Source organism: Eudoraea chungangensis (assembly GCF_029360665.1).
GTDB lineage: Bacteria > Bacteroidota > Bacteroidia > Flavobacteriales > Flavobacteriaceae > Eudoraea > Eudoraea chungangensis.
Window position 1 is genome coordinate 1 of sequence record NZ_JARDUB010000008.1, and the last position, 19,547, is coordinate 19,547.

The window sequence follows — 19,547 nt, forward strand, 5'->3', positions numbered from 1 at the left end:
TGTAGTTGGTTGGGGTAGCGGTAACCGGTACCAGGGCTGCTGTCTGTTCATCTGTATCATCCAAATAGATAGAAAGGTCGATTGGTGTTGCCGCGGGATTGTTACTAATCGTCAGGGTGTTAAGGGCAAGACTTAGGTCCTGAATTTCATCGGTTGGATTACCCCCTCCGCTGGCAAGCGCTGCATCAATTCCTTGTAAATGCGCTTCCACATCTGCCGTGGTGGTGCTGTAGTTGGTTGGGGTAGCGGTAACCGGTACCAGGGCTGCTGTCTGTTCATCTGTATCATCCAAATAGATAGAAAGGTCGATTGGTGTTGCCGCGGGATTGTTACTAATCGTCAGGGTGTTTAGGGCAAGACTTAGGTCCTGAATTTCATCGGTTGGATTACCCCCTCCGCTGGCAAGCGCTGCATCAATTCCTTGTAAATGTGCTTCCACATCTGCCGTGGTGGTGCTGTAGTTGGTTGGGGTAGCGGTAACCGGTACCAGGGCAGCTGTCTGTTCATCTGTATCATCCAAATAGATAGAAAGGTCGATTGGTGTTGCCGCGGGATTGTTACTAATCGTCAGGGTGTTTAGGGCAAGACTTAGGTCCTGAATTTCATTGATAGGATCGGCGTCGGCATCGTCAATAAAACCATCTAGATTAACAGAATTTCCAGAAGTCGCAGGGTTTGTTAAGCTTAAAATACTTCCTGAGAGTTGTAAATCTTGTAATTCATCAATAGGATTACCTCCGCCTCCGGTGACTATGGCGTCTAATTCGTCCTTTAGTTGAACAAGAGCTCCTTGTACATTAGGTGAAGTAATCGATGTATAGGCTGTAAAAGGTACTTCAGTAGCAATTTGATCATCTGATCCGGCCGCTGCTGCCAGGGCAGAGAGGTCTGCTGTCTGCGTATTGCCTCCTTCAAGGGTAATTGTTATTACATTCGTAAGATCATTAAAAGAGAAATTTGAAATGGTCTGATCGTCCGTATCCATATTGTCCAAAAATGGATTTAAATCTACCGTTCCTCCATTTTCGAGGGTTAAAATATTAGAGCCGGTTATGGTTAATTGTTGGTCATCTGTTCCTGCGGCGGTGGCAAGAGCAGATAGGTTAACGGTTTCTGTATTCCCATTTTCCAAGCTTATACTTAGGACATTCGATGGGTCATCAAAAGAGAAGTCGGTTATAGTTTGATTATCCGTATTGTCAAAAAAAGGATTAAGGTCTACACTACCTCCATTTTCGAGAGTTAAAACATTGCCTCCTGTTAATGATATTTGTTGGTCATCACTACCGGTACCGCTGAGGGAAGACAGGTCTACGATTGCGGAATTACCATCTTCAATATCTATTTGCAAGACATTCGTTGGACTAAGGCTTGCTCCCGTTAGGTTTTGATTATCTGTACCAGTTCCGCTTAGAGAAGATAGGTCTACTGAGGCAGAGGCACCATTTTCTATGTCAATTTGTAAAATATTTGTAGGACTTAGAGTAGCTGCGGTTAAGTCTTGTTCGTCTGAACCTACTCCCCTGAGATCAACGCTATTCGCATTGGTAAGCTGAAGTGTGTTTGCGGTAAGCTGAAGGTTTTGTATTTCATTTGTGGCATCTGTATCCTCATCGGCGGCAATGGCAGCCGTATTTGCTGCGATATTGTTCTGTAGTAAAGAATCGTCATAATATGCGCCGTTATTATCAATTATGGAATTGTTTAATTCGGAACTTACTATATTGGCGCCTGTAATATAGCCAGCGTCATTTGTAAAGTCATTCAAAGTAACTTCATTGTAATTTATTTCAGCGTCTCCCACCGTATTATCTTGTAATTCTTCACTGCCAACAGAATCTGCTGAGAGCTTTTCGGCTGAAATGGAATTATTCTGAATATCTATGCCCCCAATACTAAAATCAACTATGTTATTCCCTGTTATTTCTCCGACTTCAAAATTTCTATTATTACCATTTTCTGTTATTACTATGGTACTTATCGGGTTAACCAAAGGATCGGCCGTAAAAGAAAGTCCAAAGGTTTCACATAAGTTTGCCCAAGATATGCCGTCATAAAAAAATACACAGCCTACATCGGTATTATAAACCAAGGCTCCAGCTGAGGGAATAATAGAATTCATCTGACTCGTATTAATCCTGGTAATTACCAAAACACGCTCGTTACTTTCTAATTCTAAAACCGAACTAGGATTAATATTTTGAGGATTATCTCCGATTTTTATCTGGCCAGACAAAATATTACAGAGACAAAAACTTACTAGAAATACAACTTTTTTCATGGAGGTATTTTTTAAGAATTAAGATACTAGTATTCTGGATTTTATTGGAAATATTTATGTACTAGTTCAGTCTTTTATTCTGAATTTCAAATGGTTATGTATTGATTATTAGAGGGTTTACAAAAATAAGACTATCTAGTGTTATAATTAATTTTATACTCCAAAATACATGAATTGTAGTTGAAAGGCTTAAATAGTATTTAACAAATCAATTATAATCATTTGGACCGCACCTCGATTGCACAACTAAGGCAATTACTGCCTAATCTTAAAGAAATTAACAAAAGTTTTAAGGGTGCAAATTTTTTTATCAGGGAAACATACATTTTCTTTATAAACTGATATATTTAATAATGAAGATAGTTAATCAAGGTTGTCGTATTTTATTACTATTATTTGTTCTGGGGTCATTTAATCTGCAATCTCAGGAAGACGAGAGGACATTACTACGTGGCCAGGTACTATACCGTAATGTTAATGTGCCTAATGAGAATGTTATAAACAGTACCTCCCAAAGAGCAACTATAACTAATGATAATGGGGAGTTTGCTATACGCGTTAAGGTAGACGATGAGCTGGTATTTACTTCTATAAATTATCAAATAGAAATGATAAAAATCACACAAGAAATCCTGGATAATAACAGGCTTGTAGTAGAGGTTAATGAAAAAGTCACTGCCCTGGATGAAGTAGTTGTTAGTCCTGAAAACCAAGAAAGGTTTTTGCAATTACAGAATGAAGAGTTTAAAGGTTATGAATACGAAACAGATCAATCTACAGAGGTTGTGAACATTGCCCAAGATAAGATTTCCCGAGGGCTTTTAAAAGATGGAATAAATTTCGTAAATATTTTTAAAGCTCTAGTAAATACTGATGGAACTAAAAAAGATAATCCTGATGAGCCATTAAAGACTAGTGAGGTTTTAAGGCTGGTTTATGAGGATGACTTTTTTACGGAAGATCTTAATATACCAGAAGATAAAATTGATGCCTTTTTGTATTACTGTGACGAGCAGTTGCCACCCAAATCTTTGTTGAAAAAAGACAATGAGTTTGAACTGATTGATTTCTTGGTGAATCAAAGTAATTCTTTTTTAGAAATGTATGACAAGGATTAAATGGTTTATCCTACTATTATTTTTCGTCTGCATTAAAATTCAGGCCCAAACGAGTTATGATACTGAATTATCGGGAAAAGTAACTAATATGGGCGAAGGAGTCACGGATGTACATGTTTTAAATCTTACACAGAAACGAGCAACTATCACTAATAGTGAGGGAGAATTTTTAATACGTGCAGCCGTGAACGATACCCTGATGTTTTCGGCAATTCAACTTCAGAGAAAATCTTTAGTAATTACTCCCGCAATACTCAGTAGTGGTTATATTATAGTGCCACTTGGAGAATTTGTGAATGAATTGGATGAAGTAGTATTATTACCTTTTAATTTAACAGGTGACCTAAGCAGAGATATGAATAATATCGAGACTGACAAAGTTGTTGTTGCCTCTACGCTTGGTTTGCCTAATGCCTATGTAAAACCTATTACACAAGCAGAACGTAAATTGTTCGAAGCTACTACCGGAGGGGGCCTAGTGCCTTTAAATCCTATCTTGAATGCCATTACTGGAAGGACTAAATACTTAAAGAAGGTTCTGGCATATCAGGAAAAGTATGCCAGAACAAATAGGGTTCGTGATTTTTATGCGGATTCACTTTTTGTCCAAAATTTAGGAATCCCTTCAGATAAAATAGAAGATTTTATGTATTACTGTGAGATTGATTCCTCTTTTAGTTCTGTGGTAGACACCAGAGACCGACTTAAGATTTGGGAGTATCTAAAAAGACGAAGTAGTCAATACTTGGTATTATCGAATGAAGAATAAGCATGGGATTTTTTACTAAACCTGAATTTTGGAATTATTAGAAAGTTTTTTATGTATATAATAGGAAGACTAAAATTTATACCGTATGCGCTTTTAACCATGTTTATTCTGGGGGCATCATCTTTTACATACTATCATAAATTTTATGTAAGTGTTTCCCAGGTAGAATATTCTGAAAAAGACAAAGCAATTCAGGTAACTAGCAGATTATTTATTGATGATTTGGAAAAGGCTCTTCTAGAACGTTACGAGTTGGAAACGTATTTGGCTACGGAGAAAGAAGACATGAATTCTGATACTTGGATTGAAAAATACTTAACCAATAGATTGAAGTTTTCTATTGACGGGGTTTATACAAAAGCCAATTTTATTGGTAAGAAGTATGAAAATGACATGATTGTCTGTTTTTTAGAAATAGAGGATATTGATTTAGAAAGGATAAGTAATATCGAGGTAACAAACCTTATTCTTCTTGATGTTTTTCAGGAACAACAAAATATTACTCATCTGAGAATTGAGGATATAAAAAAGAGCTTCGTATTTAATAGTGACAATAATAAAGGAATGTTAAACTTGTAAGTTAGAACTATTATAATTTCTCATTTTTTCTATTTTCGCAGCTAAATTTTGATTTTATGTTGCGTAAGTTCTTTTTGGTTTTTTTGATTTCTACGGTTAGTATTACACTTATTAATGCACAAAATAACCAGCCTACTCCCCCCCAAGGACATTTAAATACTAACAAGTTTAAACAATTGTACGAAGAGTTCGCAACGCCCAATACTTATAGGTCTGCATCTGGGGCACCTGGACCAGATTATTATCAACAACAGGCAGACTACCAAATATCAATTGAATTAGACGACAAGGATGCCCGAATCTATGGGGAAGAAACTATAACCTATCACAATAATTCTCCGGATAACTTGGAATATTTATGGGTACAATTGGATCAGAACAGAAGGGCTAGAGATTCTAAAACTCCGTTACATGATCCCAGTAAAGGTCTTTCTTTGGCATATAGCTCTGATAAGTATGTGCAAAACATGATGTCAGAGACATTTGATGGAGGATTTAACATAGAATTCGTTAAAGATAACTCTGGAGATAATTTGCCTTTTACAATAAACCAGACAATGATGCGAATAGATCTTCCGGAAGTTCTTAAGAGCGGAGATCAAGTTAGTTTTTCTATAAAGTGGTGGTATAATATTCCAAATCATACCGTAGATAGAGCAAGATCTGGTTATGAATATTTTGAAGAAGACGGCAATAGATCTTATGTAATAGCACAGTTTTTTCCTAGAATGGCGGTTTATAATGATGTAGAAGGATGGCAAAATTTTCAGTTTTGGGGTGATGGGGAATTTGCCTTGCCTTTTGGGAACTATGAGGTAAGTATTACAGTTCCTGCGGATCATATTTTAGACGCTACTGGAGAATTAGCGAATAGAAAAGAGGTCTTTTCAAAGGAAATGATGAATCGTTATGAGAAAGCTAAAAAATCCTATGACAAGCCAGTTTTAATTGTTACTCAACAGGAAGCTGAAATTGCTGAGAAAGGGTTTTCTAAGGATAAAAAAACTTGGAAATTTAATGCGGAAAACGTTCGAGATTTTGGATTTGCCACGTCAAGAAAGTTTATTTGGGATATGCAGGCGGTAAAAATTGGAAACAGAGATGTTATGGCGGTTTCCCTGTATCCTAAGGAGGGTAATCCTCTGTGGGAAGATTATTCTACGAAGGCAGTTGCGCACACTTTAAAATCTTATTCTTCCCATACTTTTGATTATCCATATCACAAAGCAGTTTCTGTTCATGCCAAAAATCAAGGGATGGAATATCCTATGATTTGTTGGAATTATGGTAGGCCAGAGAAGGATGGTAGTTATTCTGACAGAGTAAAATTTGGGATGATAAGCGTAATTATACATGAAGTGGGACATAACTTTTTTCCCATGATTGTAAACTCTGATGAGAGACAATGGGCATGGATGGACGAAGGTTTGGATACATTTATGCAATATATGGCGGAACAGGAGTTCGGAGTGGCTTATCCGGATATTATTGCCCCAAATTTAGCATACCCATCAAGACGCGGGGCTCCGGCAAAGATTGTTCCTTATATGAAAGGAGAACAGAATACCTTATCGCCAATTATGTCTAATCCGGAAAACGTATTCCAGTTAGGTCCAAATGCTTATGGCAAACCTGCTACCGCCTTGAATATTTTAAGAGAAACCATTATGGGGCGCGAATTGTTTGATCATGCTTTTCGCGTTTATGCCAATAGATGGAAGTTTAAACATCCCTCTCCAGAAGACTTTTTTAGAACAATGGAGGATGCCTCAGCGGTAGATCTCGATTGGTATTGGAGAGGCTGGTTTTATTCAACAGATTATGTAGATATAGGAATACAATCTGTGAACAAATTCTATGTTAGTGATAAGCCCAATAAGAAAATGCAGGAGTATTTAAATTCTCGCGGATATTCAGAGGATAATTATCCTTCTTTTGTCTATCTCATGGATGAACAAGATGAGGATTTTAATGAAGAGCTTAAGGGAAAAGAAGCTTTTGAGACCGTCCCCACTTTAAATGAATATGTATTGGATAATTTATCAGTTCAGGAGCGAACTACTCTAAAGAACCCAAAGTATTTCTATGAAATAGTTTTTCAGAAGCCTGGAGGAATTCCAATGCCCATTATCGTAGAATATGCCTATGCGGATGGGACTAGCAAAAAAGTAACTTTTCCTGCTCAGATTTGGCGTTTGAATGATAAGTCGGTTAAACGTGTGATAGCATCTGAAAAGGAAATAATTGCCTTCACCATTGATCCGGATTTAGAAACAGCCGATATAGATCTTTCTAATAATAGCTGGCCGGCGAAAGAACAAAAATCAGAATTTGAGCGGTTTAAGAAGGAAATCAAAGGGAAATAGAGGTTATTTTCCTATCCTTAATTATTTAGTAGAAATAATGCCTGTTAAATGGACTTATTAGGCTTTTTTACAATAAATCTGTTGGTGTTTTAGGATCTTTTAAACGTTGGTATTTACGAAATCCAAAAGTTTTATTAGATCTTCTTCTTTGTTAAGTTTGATTTTATTCTGTTTTATAAAGGATTTTATTTCATCGGTTTTTTCACTGCCAAAAACGGCGCTTAATTCTTTTTTTGACCCTTTAAATAGAACAGGTATTTCCCTATCTACCGAAATAAAATATTCGTGCTTGTCGTCAAATTTAGGAGGGTAGGAAGGGTGCATGGATGTTGCAGCTTTTCTGCCTTCTATATATAGCTTACTTTTCTTTTCATAAAGGACAAATTTTGGCCCTTGATTAAGGCGGATTATATAACCCTCCTTAATTTCCCCCTTACCATCAAAATATTTTGAATATAAGTAGCTTTGATTGTCTACTATACATGTCAAAGAAGTACTCTTGTAAACAGATTCTAAGGGACTATCTTTAGATCTTCTTATTTCAATTTCATCATTGTAGGCGTTGTAACGCATAGGGTAACTATCGAATAGTTTATCCAGATAAAAAACATCCCCCTTAATAAATTCATCATTAAAATAGACAGAACCTTCTATGTTTTCAAGAGATATTTTAGAGGCAGAAGTTCTTATATTATTACTTGCATTATTAAGCCACCTTGTTAGCCGGTCTAAATCTCCAGAACCTCCAATACTTTGTAATCCTGTCGGTGATGCCCCGCCTGGCCCTGATTGAGCGTTTAGAGAAATGGTGATTATAAGAAAGAGTATTGCGAAACCTAAGGACTTTTTCATTTGATATATTCTTTTGTCTTCATAAGATAAAGAATATTCAGTATTAAAAAAAGGAGTCTCTACAAACTGATAGTTCCCTTAAACAGATAGCTATAGTTAAACCTAAATCAGAATAAACAGAAAAAGACGTTTTTGCATTGGAATACTTGAAGGAAAATGTTTGGCATCAACTATTCTAAAAGTTTGTAAAGCTCGGGTGAAAGCAAGAAAGTGTTTGTCCTTAAAACAGACGCTTTTTAGTCCTTGGGCGCAAAAAATCTTGGATTAATTTAGACAATTTGGATGACTACCTTTTTTATTAGGCATTGTCATTTACAAACTCCATAAGCTTAACTAAATCTTCTTCCTTGTTTAGTTTTATCTTATTTTTTTTGATAAAAGATTTTAATTCAGAAGCTTTTTCATTGCCAAATATGGCGGTTAACTCTTTCTTGGATCCTTTAAATTGCACAGGTACCTCGCCGTCAGCTGAAATAAAATAATCGTGCTTATCTTCAAATTTTGGCGGGTAGGTTGGATGCATAGAAGTTGCACCTTTTCTTCCTTCTTTATAGACTTTGGTTTTTTTCTCAAATAGGACGTACTTGGAACCTTCATTAAGACGAATAATATAACCCTCCTTAATTTCTCCTTTGCTATCGAAATATTTGGAATACACATAACTTTCATTGTCTATAATACATGTCAAAGAAGTGCTTTTATACACGGATTCTAAAGGACTGCCCTCCGTTCTTTGTATCTCTATTTCATCACTAAAAGCATTGTACCGCATCGGATAACTATCAAATAATTTTGTTAAATAAAACACGTCACCCTTGATAAAGTTTTCGTTGTAATATACAGAGCCTTCAATGGTACTAAGATCGAGTTTGCTTCTGCGGGCTCTATTCATATTATCAGCATTGTTTAACCATCTAAGTGCCATATCTCTGTCTAGAGGATTACCCTGCGCCCTGACGCTGCCTGGAGCCGTGCTTTGAGCGTTTAATGAGATGGAAATAAATAAAAAACTGAGAAAACTGAGGAGTGATTTTTGCATGATGAATTTTTTTTTTGAAGTTGCCAAATTACAAATAAGATTTAATATGAAAAAACAATTTTTAAAATGGACCACTAAACCAGTTGAAATACCTAGGCAAAGGGTCCTTTCTAACGAATCTATCTGTTTTAAAGCTTGTAATAACCTGTATTGATTTGAGAATTATTCGTAATACTCCATTCGGTTTAAAATCCATCAGAATACCCGAGGATGTTTCTTTTGTTATTTAATTTTTTTAATACGTAACCAACTTAACTATATTTGTTCTATGCAGGGAATGATTGTTTTATTTATTAGCGGCGCCGAGATTTTCTTTATTATGTTCATAGTAGTAATGGTTTTCGGTGCAGATAAAATTCCAGGGATAGCCAAGGGACTTGGGAAAGGGATGCGTCAATTAAGAGATGCTACGGACGATATTAAGAAAGAAATTCAAAAGAGTGCCGAAAAACAGGGTATAGATACCAGTTTTACCGATGATATTAAAAATGAAATTGACAAGGTGAAGAAAAATGTTGACGATGTCACGGGGACAATTAAGCGAAAATAAATCTATTTATGTTCAAAGATATTTTGATCTGGGACAAGAGAATATTAATTTATTTAAACAACCTAGGATCGGAGAGCTATGATTTATTTTGGATTAACACAACAGATATAGCTTCTTGGATTCCTCTCATAATTTCCTTAATTGTATTTGTGTTTATTAGGTACCCTAAGAAACGCGCTTCCATTATTATATCGGCCTTTGTTATACTTCTTCTATTTACCTTAGGCTTTACTGATCTGACCAAAAGTTATTTCGAAAGACTAAGACCTAATAACGACATGGATATTAAGCCCTTAATTAGAGTTTTAGTTAACGCACGCGGATTTAGTTTTTTTTCTGGCCATGCTTCTTCCTCTTTTGCAATGACCTCCTTCGCCATTTTACTTTTTAGGGAGAAAAATAAATGGGTTTGGAGCTTGCTTTTTTGGCCTATTATATTTGCGTATAGTAGAATTTATGTCGGTGTTCATTTTCCTTCAGATATTTTAGTCGGAGCGGTGGTTGGAATTTTTTTTGCTTATATCTTTTATGCAATTTTCAACTACCTTATTGCACTCTACAAAGTGTAAGTCCATCTCTTACAGAAAGCATTACTGTGGCCACTCGTGGATCATTTTTAAGATAGTTGTTGTATTCCAAAAGAGCCTTTGTAGCCTGGTCTTTTTTATTTAAAGGCTTGATAACCTTACCTGACCACAAAACGTTATCGCTGAGTATTAGTCCACCCTTAGCTGTCTTGGAAATTGCCGACTCATAGTATTTTTTGTATTCTTTCTTTTCGGCATCTATAAAGACTAAGTCAAAAGGTCCTTCTAATTCTGGAATAATAGTTAATGCATCTCCAGTATGCTGAATAATCCTATCCTCATTCCCACTTAAGGTAAAATACTTAGTTTGAATATTTAGGAGTTCCTCGTTAATATCAATTGTATGCAGAACACCTTTAGGAGCTAGTCCTTCTGCGAGGCATATAGCAGAATATCCGGTATATGTTCCAATTTCCAGTATTTTCTTCGGCTGAATAATTTTAGAGAGCATACTTAGAACTCTCCCTTGATAGTGCCCGGTAATCATTCTTGGCTGAATTACGGTTAAGTGTGTTTCACGCGTAAGACTTTTAAGGATTTCAGGCTCTTCCTGGCTGTGATCCGTTATATAATTCTCTAAAGATTCTTCGAGAAAATGCATTTTTACTTTTTGTAAAAATATAGATTAAAACATTATCTTGAATTAAAATATATTTAGATATGCTAAAGGATATTGTAGTTAGAAAGGCTACTTTGGACGATCTTCCAACCTTACAAAAGTTTGAGCAAGCTTTGATAAGGGCCGAGCGGCCTTTTGATCCCACAATACGAGAAGATCCTCTAAAGTATTATTCGCTTGAAAAAATCTTGACAGACAAAAATGCAGTGGTCTATGTAGCTGAGCATTTGAGTGAAATTGTTAGTTGTGGCAGTGTAACTATACGTGAGGCAAGACCCTATTTAGATCATGAGGAGTTTGCCAATTTTGGTTTTATGTTCACCTTGAAAAAGTATAGAGGTTTTGGTATTAATGGTATGATAATGGAGAATTGTAAAGAGTGGACTTCATTAAAAGGATTTAAGGAAATGAGATTAACGGTTTACACTGAAAACCAATCTGCAATCGCTGCTTATGAAAAAGTAGGCTTTAAAAGACATTTAATTCAAATGAGAATGCCAAGTAAATGAATTTTTTATACACTAAGCTTAGACAATTGGTATCATAAGATATCGTATTTTTGAAGTAAAATGCACTATGATATTTAAGAATTCACTTGAATTTGCGCAAAGTTTAGATAAAAAAGATCCTCTTAATAGATTTAAAGAGGCTTTCCATTTTCCCCAGATAGATGGGAAAGATGTTATTTATTTTACCGGAAATTCCTTGGGGCTTCAACCAAAATCTACTAAGAAATTTGTAGATGAAATAATGGAGGATTGGAAGAATCTTGCAGTAGATGGTCATTTTTATTCAAATAAACCGTGGTGGGATTACCATGAAAGACTGGCACCTCCTTTGGCAAAAGTAGTAGGTGCAAAAATTACAGAGATTTCAGTTATGAACAGTCTAACCATTAATTTACATCTTTTAATGGTGAGCTTCTACAGACCTAAAGGTAAAAGGTTTAAAATTCTATGTGAGGAAAAAGCATTTCCGTCAGACCAGTATATGTTTCAGAGTCAGGTTAAATTTCATGGGTATAATCCAGATGATGCTATTGTTGAAATAAAGAAGAGAGAAGGAGAGCATCATTGGCATATGGAAGATGTACTTAATAAAATTCAAGAAGTCGGTAATGAATTGGCCCTGGTTTTAATCGGCGGTGTCAACTATTACAATGGACAGGTGTTTGACATGCAAAAAATCACAAAGGCTGGTCGGGAACAAGGAGCATTGGTAGGATGGGATTTGGCACATGCAGTAGGCAATGTTAATTTGCAACTTCATTCTTGGGGTGTAGATTTTGCTGCCTGGTGTAGCTATAAATATATGAATAGCGGTCCAGGAAATGCCTCGGCGATTTTTGTGCATGAGAGGCATCTGACAGATGAGAATATGCCTAGATTTGAAGGTTGGTGGGGAACGAAGAAAGAGTCGAGATTTAAAATGGAACCCCAATTTGAACCTATTGGAACGGCAGATTCTTGGCAAATCAGTAACCCGCCAGTGCTGGCCTTAGCACCGTATTTGGCCTCTTTAGAAATGTTTGAAGAAGTAGGAATGGCTTCGTTGATAGAAAAGCGAGAGATATTGGTGGCCTATTTGGCGTTTATTCTGGAGGAAATTAGCCGGGAATTAGAAACCGATTTTGAAATTATTACTCCTGAAGACAGAGGATGTCAGCTATCTGTTTTCTTGCATGGAGAGGGTAAGTCTTTACATAAATATCTACATCAGAATGGGGTTATTACAGATTGGAGAGAACCTAATGTAATCAGGCTGGCACCGGCACCTTTTTATAGTAGTTTTGAGGATATGTTTAGGTTTGGGCAAATTCTAAAACAAGGAATACTTAACTAAATAATCCTCATTTTTTAATTTTAAAAGCAATTAATTGTACAAATGAAAATAGAACATATTGCACTATGGACCAATCAATTGGAAAAGATGAAAAAATTCTATGTAAACTGGTTCAGCGGTACTGCCAGTAATAAGTACCTCAATGACAAGACTGGTTTTAAGAGCTATTTCATTGATTTTATGTCTGGTAGTAGGCTAGAAATAATGCAAAAACAAGATATACCCGAAAATTCTAATGATACAGTCCATAAACAGCATATAGGATTAATTCATATAGCCTTTGGCGTTGATACTATGGAGGAAGTTGATTCTATGGCAATAAAAATGAAGAGTGCTGGCCTTAGAGTTCTTAGAGGTCCAAGAAAGACAGGAGACGGCTACTACGAATTTGAAACTTTGGACCCCGATAATAATAGGTTAGAAATCACTTCTGTTTTTAGGTAATACTTTATATTTGGCCTTTTCCATAGAAAACTATGAAATCCTTAAGGCTTATCCTTTCAAATCCAAGATACTTTGGCCCTGCCTGGGTTTTTGCAAGCCTTAATATTCTATTTGGCACATGGGCCATTTATATTCCTTCCGTAAAAGAAGATTTAGATATCAACAAGGCAACTCTTGGCATCGCTATTTTTTTTCTTTCTCTAGGGGTCTTTACTATTTTCCCAATAGCCTCCCGAATCATAAACAGTCTAGGAGTAGGAAGGGCAACGGTAATTGGTTTAGCATTAAGCTGTTTCTCCGCTTTGTTTCCTTTAATTGCACCTAGTTTTTATAGCCTGGCTTGTGCATTATTTGTCTTTGGAGCGGCAAATGGATTTACAGATATTTCTATGAATACTTTGGTAACTGAAATTGAAAAAGAAGACAGGCAGAATTTTATGTCCGCTTCGCATGGATTCTTTAGTTTAGGGGGTGTGTTGGCAGGTTTGGGGAGTTTTCTTATTCCAATATTGGCCAATAGATTTTTGCATATGACTATGGCGGTAAGCGTTGTTTTGCTAGTGAATCTATTATTTTTTAGATTCTATTATAGAATTACTGCTGCACCAATTGAAAAGGAAAAGTTTAGTTTTAAAAACTTTAGACCCTTATTACTTTTGGGAGTTATTTCTTTTATTGTCATGGGTAGTGAAGGAGCAATTGTTGATTGGAGCGGGTTATTCTTAAAGGAAGTATCCATGGCTCCGGTGGCGTTTTGGGGAGCAGGTTTTTTAGGGTTTCAAATATTTATGACCCTGGGCCGTTTTCTCGGAGATGCCATAAGCGCCAGAATAGGTTCTGTAAAGATAGTCGCTCTGGGATCTGCAATTGCCATATTGGGCTATGGCTTGGTATTAACGACTAGTCTTAACCTAGCCATTATAGGTTTTGCTTTAACCGGTTTGGGATTTTCGGTAATAGTTCCAGAATTATTTAGAATTGGCGGACATGTAAAAGGAGTGGAATCTTCTCAGGGCGTTGCATTTATTGCAGGAACTGGGTATGCAGGATTTTTAGTAGGCCCTGTTATACTGGGTTTTATAGCAGAAGAATTTTCATTAAGTTTTAGCTTTGTTTCTTTATTAATTTCTACGGTTGCTATATTACTTACCACATTTGTATTAAAGAGGACTGCAGATAAAAGACCGTAGTTAATTAACCTTTATATCTGTAAAATAAAGGGCGAAACTACCATCTTCATTTTTATGTCTTTTACCAATCTCAAGATTTTGGATAGCTTCATAGTCTTCCCATGTAGTAACTAAAGAATTCTCTTTTTGATTTCCTTTTCGAAATACCCATTCCCTTAGCAAATAATTATCTCCAAAATAAAAGTCATAGGCGTCGCCGGGGGTATACCCTCCGGAACCTCCATATACTATGGTTAGTTTTTGCATAGGACTTTTACTTATTGGAGCTATTTCCTCTGTACTATGGTCAAAGGAGTAAGCAGCCTGGTCCCAAATTAGATTGAAGGGAGCAAGTAGCCAATATTTATCATTTATAAAACCTGCATCCACCTTGGCGGTTAGAGAGTCTATTTCGGATCTGCTATAAGTCGTTGTGTCCAATTCGGTGATGGAAGTGACTTGGTTTTGTTTTAGATCCCAGATCCAAGTCCGCTGGAAATGCGAGGTGTCTCTATCAACATTAAAAGTAAACCTAATCTTGTCAACCTTTTTCCAATAATCTATACCATGAGCATGGGCGATTTTTTCCGGAATGCTTTTTTGAGGTTCCGGAGCTGTTTTTTCTTTTTTTGGCTCTGTTTTACAACTGAATATTAATAAGCAGGCAACTAATGGAATTAGGATAGATAATTTCATCTAAGTGTTTTTTTCAAAGATAAGTGGTTTTAGAATTTAATGGAAGTATAATACTTGGAATAATGAAGGTTCGAAATCCCAATAAAATGATTAATTTTGGTTTTTATCAAATCAGAAAAAATGAGTAAGAAAAAAGGAAAAGTTCAAGAAGCTATAGAGGATAAACTATTAAGTGAGCGTAAGGTCTTCTTATGGGGCATGGTCGATGACGATTCAGCAAAACATGTAATTGACAGATTATTATTTCTAGATTCTGAAAATAATAAAGAAATACAATTAATTATTAATAGTCCAGGAGGATATGTAACCTCGGGCTTTGCCATATACGATACTATTACATCTCTAAAAAGTCCTGTTTCTACGGTTTGTTCGGGCTTAGCGGCATCCATGGGTTCTATTTTATTGTCGGTTGGAAAAAAAGGACGTCGTTTTATTCAACCACATGCAAGAGTAATGATTCACCAGCCAAGTGGTGGGGCAAGAGGCCAGGCCTCGAATATAGAAATTCAGGCAAAAGAAATTATAAAGACGAAGGAAATTGGAGCACAGATTTTGGCAGATAATTGTGGTCAGTCTTTTGATAAAATCATGAAAGATTTTAATCGCGATTATTGGATGGATGCGGAAGAATCTGTCGCATATGGAATAGTAGATGGAGTTTTGGAATAACCCCAATATTAATCTATAAAGGGAAGGCCTTCTTAAATATAAAGAAGGCCTTTTTTATATATAGACGCCGTAGCGGATGGTGTAATAGATACGAGTTATTGAGATCAATTGGATTTTTAGAATCCAAATTTCTTAAACCCACAGTTATGTGTACTTTGAGATGTCCTAAGACTACCTGAAGATTAATTTTAGTACATTTACTCTTAAACCCCGGCATCACTTTTTTAATTATGACGCAACTAACTAAGAATATTGCCATTACTGGTTCGGGACTTATTGGCTCACTTTTGGCCATATACCTTAGACGGCATGGTCATCAGATTACCGTTTTCGACAGAAGACCAGATATTAGAACTATAAAGTTTTCCGGGCGCTCTATTAACCTAGCAATGAGCAACAGAGGTTGGAAAGCCCTAAAAGAAGTAGGTCTTGAAAAAGAAATAAAGGAAATCGCTATACCCTTATATCGCCGAGCGATGCATGTAAAAGGAAAGCCAATCTATTATCAGAATTACGGAAAAGAAAATGAAGCTATATGGTCTATTTCCCGAGGCTTACTGAATAAAAGAATGATTGAGCTTTCAGAGGCCGAAGGGGTTGAATTTCGTTTTAATGAAAAGGTCTGGGATATTGATTTACCAGACGCCCAGATTTTCACTGGTGACACGGAAAAGGGCGCTTGGAAAGAGTATGCATTTGATTTGGTTTTTGGCTGTGATGGGGCTTTTTCAAGAATCCGGCATAAAATGCAAAGGAGGAGCAGATTTGATTATTCACAAGACTTTATAGATGTAGGGTACAAAGAACTCACTATTGCTCCTAATGCAGATGGTTCGCATAAACTTGACAAAAATTCTTTTCATATATGGCCTAGAGACACGTTTATGTTTATCGCCATGCCTAATCTAGACGGAAGTTTTACCTGTACATTGTTTTTACCGTTCGAGGGGGATATAAGTTTTGAGCAGCTTCAAGAAAAGAAAGATGTTATACGGTTTTTTAAGGAATACTTTCCAGATGTCAAAGACCAAATTCAGGATTTGCAAGAAGACTTTTTTAAGAATCCCACAAGTGCCATGGTTACTATGAAATGCTACCCATGGACTTACTGGGATAAGGTAGCCTTAGTTGGTGATTCTGCCCATGCAATAGTTCCTTTTTACGGACAAGGTATGAATGCCGGTTTTGAAGATATTTATGTGTTAAATCAGTTAATCTTAGAACATGGAGATGAATGGGAGACAATTTTTCAAGCCTATCAGAAAAGTAGAAAGCCCAATGCAGATGCCATTGCAGAATTGAGTTATAGAAATTTCATTGAAATGAGCAGCAAAACTGCAAATCCCAGCTTTTTACTTCAAAAGAAAATTGAAAAGTCTTTCACAGAAAAGCACCCGGATAAGTGGATTCCAGTTTATTCAAGAGTAACATTCTCTGATCAACCATATGCCGAAGCCATGGCGATTGGTGATAAGCAAGAAAAAATTATGCAAAAAATAATGGCTATAGAAAATATAGAAGAAATTTGGGATAGTAGAGAAGTAGAAAACCAATTGCTTCAGTACCTGGCAGTGGAAGAAATAGCAGTTTAATTAGGCTTGTTTCGTATTTCCGATTGTCTCATGGGCATTTGATCTATTATCATGTATATTTCCCTAGGTTCTACGGGTAGCGGACTTCTGTATTTTACATAACCGTCTTTGCCTAGGAGAACAAGTTCTGAATTGGTTCGAAAAAATCCCTCAGGGAGAACAAGACTTTCATAAAAACCCTCCGTATCTTTCAATGTTTTACCATTGTAGAATAGTACGAGAATGTCTCTATCTTCAGTTTTTTCAAAGCTCTCTTTAAAAAGTGCAATCTGAGGACAGGAACTAGCGTCCTCATAAGCTGTATCTGCTATTACAACCAATCTTTTTTTCCATTTAAAACCAGCTAATTCCTGACTGCTCATAATAGAGGTACATAAGGTTAAAAATAGGCTAATAAGTATTCTTTGTACCATAAAGTAAAGAATCAAAAAAGCCACCCCATGGGTGGCTTAAGTTGTGTATAATAAATGCTTAAATCTTTTTAAACAATTTGTGCATTTTCTCTTGTTCTTCTTCCGCCAAAACAGGATCTACTAAAATACGACCACTATGCTCATCGGTGATGATCTTTTTTCTAGATGCTATTTCCACCTGCACCTGGGGAGGTATAGTAAAAAAAGAACCTCCGGAAGCACCCCTTTCAATTGGTACAACTGCAAGACCATTTTTAACATTATTGCGAATTCTTTTATACGCTAGCACCAATCTTTCTTCAATTTGTTTTTCGTAATCTTCAGATTTAGCTAAAAGGGCCTTTTCTTCTTTATCTGTTTCGGCAAGAATAGCATCTAATTCACTCTTTTTGTGCTTTAAATGAGCATCTCGTTCGCTAAGCCTTTCTTTAGTTTCACTAATGACTTCCTTCTTTTGGTCTATCTGAGCCTTGAATTCTTTAATGTTTTTCTCGGCTAGTTCAATTTCTAATTCCTGAAATTCTACTTCCTTAGCTAAGGAATTAAATTCCCTGCTGTTTCTTACGTTTTTTTGTTGTTCGGCATATTTTTTAATTAGCACTTTCGATTCTTCGATTAGATTCTTCTTTGCGCTAATTTCGTAGTTGATAGTTTCCAAATCGGTTTTAAGCTTGTCCAATCTAGTTTTAAGACCAAGTACATCATCTTCAAGATCTTCTACTTCAAGAGGTAATTCCCCTCTTACATTTCTTATTTCATCTACCCTTGAATCAATTAGTTGTAAATCATACAATGCTCTTAGTTTTTCCTCAACGGTCGTTTCTGCTTTTGCTGCCATATTTAATAATACTTGATAGGATTTGTTATACTCTCCGATAAAGAGATTGCAAAATTAGGTAATTTTTTTGTAAGATACTCAACCAATAGATTTTTTGTAAACTGCTCAGTTTCATAGTGTCCAATATCCGCTATAATAATCTTCCCTTCAGCTTGATAAAACTGATGGTATTTAATATCTGAGGTGATAAAGATGTCGGCCCCAGCTTTTTTGGCATCTTCGATAGCAAAAGCTCCACTACCTCCTAGTACAGCTACTTTAGAGATTTTTCTATTAATAAAATCGCTATGTCTTATCAGGGCAACATGCATTTTTTCTTTAAGTATGTCAAAGAACTCCTTTTCTTTTAAGGCAGGAGACAATTCTCCAAGCATGCCCATCCCAATGGTCCCTGTTGTATTGTCCAAAGTACTAATTTCATAGGCGACTTCCTCGTAAGGATGATGTTCTAATAGTTGCTTTATAATATTATTTTCTTTTTCTCTGGTAAAAACCACATTTATTTGGACTTCTTTTTCATAATGCTGTTTCCCAATGTCCCCTTTAAATGGTTTGGCATTACTGACTGGCAAATAGCTGCCCGTACCTTCTAGCAGAAAACTACAATTACTGTAATTACCCACCTTTCCGGCTCCTTCGGCATACAGTTTATTAAGGATAAATTCGGCCTGTTTTTCAGGCACATAGGTTATGAGTTTCTTTAGAGAAGCTTTCTGAGGAATAAGAACTTTGGTATTTGTTAATCCTAAAACTTCGCAAATTTTGGCGTTTACCCCGTCCTTGGCATTATCCAAGGCGGTATGCAGGCAATAAATGGCAATGTTATTTTGAATTGCTTTTATAATGGTTCGTTCCACATAGGTCTCTCCGTTTAACTTTTTAATACCCTTAAAGACAATCGGATGAAAACTGATAATTAAATTACAATCTTTAGATATTGCCTCCTCAACTACATTTTCTAAAGAATCTAAAGTCACCAAAATGCCATTAATTTCTTTATCCATATTGCCTAATAGTAAGCCAACATTATCAAAGTCTTCTGCAAAGGATAAGGGAGCCAGTTCTTCTAGGATCGTGGCTATTTCTCTTATAGTCATATTTTAAGCAAATATTTATGTGGTTTA

The 19,547-nt window shown here is 36.1% G+C and carries 20 protein-coding genes; 12 read left to right on the top strand and 8 right to left on the bottom strand.

What is annotated here, in order from left to right:
• On the bottom strand, positions 1-2,281 hold a 2,281-nt coding region (locus PXG98_RS15865), incomplete at its 3' end, for a hypothetical protein (RefSeq protein ID WP_276392780.1).
• Between the two features lie 353 nt (positions 2,282-2,634).
• Here PXG98_RS15865 and PXG98_RS15870 point away from each other — a divergent pair.
• From PXG98_RS15870 to PXG98_RS15885, 4 genes are read left to right on the top strand one after another with little or no spacing between them, the layout of a single operon-like run.
• On the top strand, positions 2,635-3,399 hold the full coding sequence (locus PXG98_RS15870; RefSeq protein WP_276392781.1) for a carboxypeptidase-like regulatory domain-containing protein: 765 nt from the start codon (positions 2,635-2,637) through the stop codon (positions 3,397-3,399).
• The gene (locus PXG98_RS15875) at positions 3,386-4,168 is read left to right on the top strand and encodes a peptidase associated/transthyretin-like domain-containing protein (protein WP_276392783.1); all 783 of its coding nucleotides are present in this window, start codon (positions 3,386-3,388) and stop codon (positions 4,166-4,168) included. Before PXG98_RS15870 ends, PXG98_RS15875 begins: the two co-directional genes overlap by 14 nt.
• Positions 4,169-4,219: 51 nt before the next feature.
• Positions 4,220-4,747, top strand: coding sequence for a DUF6702 family protein (locus PXG98_RS15880; RefSeq protein WP_276392785.1), 528 nt, complete (start codon positions 4,220-4,222; stop codon positions 4,745-4,747).
• 56 nt (positions 4,748-4,803) lie between these two features.
• A complete protein-coding gene (locus PXG98_RS15885) occupies positions 4,804-7,113 on the top strand; it encodes a M1 family metallopeptidase (RefSeq protein ID WP_276392786.1) in 2,310 nt (769 codons plus the stop codon).
• 99 nt (positions 7,114-7,212) lie between these two features.
• Here PXG98_RS15885 and PXG98_RS15890 read toward each other — a convergent pair whose 3' ends face one another.
• Entirely contained in the window at positions 7,213-7,965 is a 753-nt protein-coding gene (locus tag PXG98_RS15890; RefSeq protein ID WP_276392788.1) for a hypothetical protein, read from the bottom strand.
• 298 nt (positions 7,966-8,263) lie between these two features.
• Positions 8,264-9,004: a hypothetical protein gene (locus PXG98_RS15895; RefSeq protein WP_276392790.1), complete on the bottom strand. Its 741-nt coding sequence runs from the start codon at positions 9,002-9,004 to the stop codon at positions 8,264-8,266.
• A gap of 268 nt (positions 9,005-9,272) precedes the next feature.
• Between PXG98_RS15895 and PXG98_RS15900 the strand changes: the two genes are divergently transcribed.
• Entirely contained in the window at positions 9,273-9,554 is a 282-nt protein-coding gene (locus PXG98_RS15900) for a Sec-independent protein translocase subunit TatA/TatB (protein WP_276392791.1), read from the top strand.
• An 8-nt stretch (positions 9,555-9,562) separates the two neighbouring features.
• Entirely contained in the window at positions 9,563-10,123 is a 561-nt protein-coding gene (locus PXG98_RS15905) for a phosphatase PAP2 family protein (RefSeq protein WP_276392792.1), read from the top strand.
• On the opposite strand, the gene PXG98_RS15910 is transcribed toward PXG98_RS15905, so the two are convergent.
• Positions 10,101-10,742: an O-methyltransferase gene (locus tag PXG98_RS15910; RefSeq protein ID WP_276392793.1), complete on the bottom strand. Its 642-nt coding sequence runs from the start codon at positions 10,740-10,742 to the stop codon at positions 10,101-10,103. The two genes, PXG98_RS15905 and PXG98_RS15910, sit on opposite strands and share 23 nt — an antisense overlap.
• Positions 10,743-10,801: 59 nt before the next feature.
• Here PXG98_RS15910 and PXG98_RS15915 point away from each other — a divergent pair, with 59 nt between their 5' ends.
• From PXG98_RS15915 to PXG98_RS15930, 4 genes are all read left to right on the top strand, one after another.
• Complete coding sequence (locus PXG98_RS15915) at positions 10,802-11,269, top strand: GNAT family N-acetyltransferase (protein ID WP_276392795.1); 468 nt, start codon at positions 10,802-10,804, stop codon at positions 11,267-11,269.
• 67 nt (positions 11,270-11,336) lie between these two features.
• Complete coding sequence (gene kynU / locus PXG98_RS15920) at positions 11,337-12,602, top strand: kynureninase (RefSeq protein ID WP_276392796.1); 1,266 nt, start codon at positions 11,337-11,339, stop codon at positions 12,600-12,602.
• A gap of 42 nt (positions 12,603-12,644) precedes the next feature.
• Positions 12,645-13,046, top strand: a complete 402-nt coding sequence (locus tag PXG98_RS15925) for a VOC family protein (protein ID WP_276392797.1) — start codon at positions 12,645-12,647, stop codon at positions 13,044-13,046.
• Between the two features lie 32 nt (positions 13,047-13,078).
• Positions 13,079-14,236: an MFS transporter gene (locus PXG98_RS15930; protein ID WP_276392799.1), complete on the top strand. Its 1,158-nt coding sequence runs from the start codon at positions 13,079-13,081 to the stop codon at positions 14,234-14,236.
• Here the strand turns inward: PXG98_RS15930 and PXG98_RS15935 are convergent, their stop codons facing one another.
• Positions 14,237-14,911 carry a hypothetical protein gene (locus PXG98_RS15935; protein WP_276392801.1) on the bottom strand — a complete coding sequence of 225 codons (675 nt, stop codon included), beginning with the start codon at positions 14,909-14,911 and terminating at the stop codon, positions 14,237-14,239.
• A gap of 120 nt (positions 14,912-15,031) precedes the next feature.
• Between PXG98_RS15935 and PXG98_RS15940 the strand changes: the two genes are divergently transcribed.
• Together PXG98_RS15940 and PXG98_RS15945 are read left to right on the top strand one after the other, a co-directional pair.
• Complete coding sequence (locus PXG98_RS15940) at positions 15,032-15,580, top strand: ClpP family protease (protein ID WP_276392802.1); 549 nt, start codon at positions 15,032-15,034, stop codon at positions 15,578-15,580.
• A 230-nt stretch (positions 15,581-15,810) separates the two neighbouring features.
• Entirely contained in the window at positions 15,811-17,172 is a 1,362-nt protein-coding gene (locus PXG98_RS15945; protein WP_276392803.1) for an FAD-dependent oxidoreductase, read from the top strand.
• Here PXG98_RS15945 and PXG98_RS15950 read toward each other — a convergent pair.
• From PXG98_RS15950 to PXG98_RS15960, 3 genes are read right to left on the bottom strand one after another with little or no spacing between them, the layout of a single operon-like run.
• Positions 17,169-17,585 (bottom strand): DUF4174 domain-containing protein, encoded by a 417-nt coding sequence (locus PXG98_RS15950; protein WP_276392804.1) that lies wholly within the window; start codon positions 17,583-17,585, stop codon positions 17,169-17,171. The genes PXG98_RS15945 and PXG98_RS15950 overlap by 4 nt on opposite strands.
• A gap of 58 nt (positions 17,586-17,643) precedes the next feature.
• On the bottom strand, positions 17,644-18,423 hold the full coding sequence (locus PXG98_RS15955) for a zinc ribbon domain-containing protein (RefSeq protein WP_276392805.1): 780 nt from the start codon (positions 18,421-18,423) through the stop codon (positions 17,644-17,646).
• Between the two features lie 2 nt (positions 18,424-18,425).
• A complete protein-coding gene (locus PXG98_RS15960; RefSeq protein ID WP_276392806.1) occupies positions 18,426-19,520 on the bottom strand; it encodes a Nif3-like dinuclear metal center hexameric protein in 1,095 nt (364 codons plus the stop codon).
• Positions 19,521-19,547 lie beyond the last annotated feature (27 nt).